Below are 2747 nucleotides of genomic sequence, written 5' to 3' on the forward strand. Positions count from 1 at the left end.
CGAATGTTTCCGATTCGGATGCCGTTAATACTGCCAAGCAGGCTGTGAACGACGCCTTGAACGCAACGGACTTGAATACAGATACGTTGAACAAGGCGCTTGGTGATTTGGACAAGGCTGTGTCTGGTGCTAAGGATGCGTTGGCAACGGCCAAGGGTAAGGCAACTGTTGCTGAGCCAGCAAACTTAGATGATCAAATCAAGAAGTTGTCACCAGCCGACCAAGACAAGTTGGCAACAGCTGTTGCTAACTTGAAGAACTTGACTGACCCTAAGAATGACGGCACAACGAAGGCCTCAGACATCAAGGCACAACAAGATATCGTTGATGGTATCTTGAAGCCATTGCAGAAGAACCGTGAAGAAGCGGTTACTGAGGCAAATGGTATTGCAACGGCGGATGTGCAAACGAACATCACTGACCAAGCAGATGCAGCTGGTGCAACGTTGAAGGATGATAAGGCGGCATTGCAGACGGCAGCCGCTGACGATTCTAAGACGTTGGCTGATATCAAGAAGGCCCAACAGAAGGTTACTGATGACATTACGGCGATGACAAAGAATGTCACGGATGCTAAGAATGCTGGTAACAAGGTAGTAACGACTTGGTCTGACGACGCGAATGTTGCCAAGTATGTTGATCAAGATACGACAACGGTCGATGCTGATATCAAGCACTTGCAAGAGTTGACGTCATCTGATGAGGCAACACAGACGGCCATTGATGATGCACGCAAGCAATTGGAATCAGATATCAAGACGGTTACGCAAGCGCGCCAAACGGTTGTTGATGCGGCCGATAAGGTCATTACGACTGTGAATAACGGTGATAACGCTGCTAACCAAGACGTTAAGAATCGTATCCAAGCGGTGAAGGATGCTGAGTCGGCTAAGGGGACAGCTGCTATCGATGAAGCTGTTTCAAAGTTGCAAAACGCCAATGACACCGTTGTACCAGCTAACGTTGCTGACGTTGACGGTGTGACGACGGCAAAGCAAGCGGTTGACGATGCTTTGAATGCAACGTCATACGACCCAACGACGGCAGCGCAAAAGGTCGCAGATTACAAGAAGGCTGTTGCAACGGCGAAGGATGCCTTAAAGCAGGTGACCGACGCTGTGGCAGCTATCAAGGTGCCAGCCAACTTGCAAGATCAAGTTGCCATGGACAAGAAGAACAAGTTAGGTGATTTGACACAACAAGTGACCGACTTGCAAAACTTGGCAACGCAAGCTGATACGACGGCATCTGCACTTCAGCCAAACTTGACTGACGTGCAAAACCGCTTGGCTGACATGACGAAGAAGTTGCATGATATGCAAGCTGATGGTGCCAAGCTGGTTGACCAATTTGCAAATGCCACTGACGATAACGTTGTTAAGGCTCGTAAGCAGTTGTCGACATTGTTGGCAAGCGACGATGCCACGATGACGGATATTCAAAATGCGATGAACGTTTTGAAGGCCACGTCAGCCCCAGCTAACAACAAGCCAGTTGAGAAGCAAGAAGTACCTGTGACGAATGGTCAAGTGTCTGTACCGGTTGCAAATGGTGATGGTGCCTTTGTGATTGTGACGGATGCGAATGGTAAGCAAAAGGTTGTGCAATTGGACACGGCCGATGGCAAGGCATCAGCCAATGTTTCAGGTGCTAAGAACGCCCAAGTTGTGACGGTGCCTAAGCACGGTGATAAGCCATTTATCTTTGTGACGGATGGTTCTGGAACGGCCCAATACACTGAATTGACGCCAGATGGTGCCAAGACGACGATTACGCCAGATGGATCGAAGACGGAAACGTCTACGGGGTCAACGATTGATGTGCCAGCAGGCAGTGACGTTTCAGTCATCTACTTGCCAACGGCTGATATTTCAGTTCAAGCAGGTGCTAAGAACATTGATGTGCCAGTTAAGACCGGTTACACAGCAACAGTAACGGATGCGAATGGTAACGTTATCGAGATGACGGACGGGTCAACAATTAATGTTGAAGGTGTGCCAGCTGGTACGAATTACTTGGTAACGTACACGCCAGATCCTGCCAAGGTTGTGGTGAAGCTGGGAACGGAATCAGGCTTTAAGCAAGGTGAAGCCCCAGCAACTGGCAACAAGAATGCCCAAAAGTTGACCACGGTTGCGGATGCTTTGGCTAAGTTGCAACAAGATGAAAAGGTTGAAGCGGCAATCGTATCAACAGGTTACACGGATACGAAGGTTAACGTTTCGAATGCATTGGCTGAAATGAACAAGGTTGATGAAAATCTGGACATTGATGGATACGCGCACCGAGTTGTTGCTCCAGATGGTAAGGAATATGCCTCACTTGAAGATGCCGTGAAGGCGAACCCAACCTTTGCAGCTGGTACGACGCAAATGAAGGTCATTTATGCCCCATTGGATGGTCAAAAGATTCAAGTTAAGGACGTATCCGGTAAGGTACTTGGTACGGTAACTGGTAAGTCTGACGCTGAAATTAACGTAAATGACTTTGCGCCAATCGATGCCGTGCTAAAGCAAACCGCTAAGAAGGATAACTTGAAGATTACGGTGACGGCCCCAGATGGTACGACGTATGATTCTTTGTCAGCTGCGTTGGCAGCAACTGGTTACTTCGACCACATTGGTTTGCAAAATGGAGCCTCAAGCTTTGACTTGGATGGTAGTGGTGTAGCGCCAACGCCAGTCTTTGATGAAGCGGGTAACGTTATTGGTTACCAAGCAGTACTTGCCGAAGCAGCGTCATTGAAC

General features: G+C 48.6%; 1 protein-coding gene. It reads left to right on the forward strand.

Features of this window, described 5'->3' with window-relative positions:
- On the forward strand, positions 1-2747 hold a 2747-nt coding region (locus WEIDD23_RS03780; RefSeq protein ID WP_197458787.1), incomplete at both ends, for a coiled-coil domain-containing protein.

This window comes from Weissella sp. DD23 (genome assembly GCF_001579105.1).
GTDB classification, from domain to species: domain Bacteria; phylum Bacillota; class Bacilli; order Lactobacillales; family Lactobacillaceae; genus Weissella; species Weissella cibaria.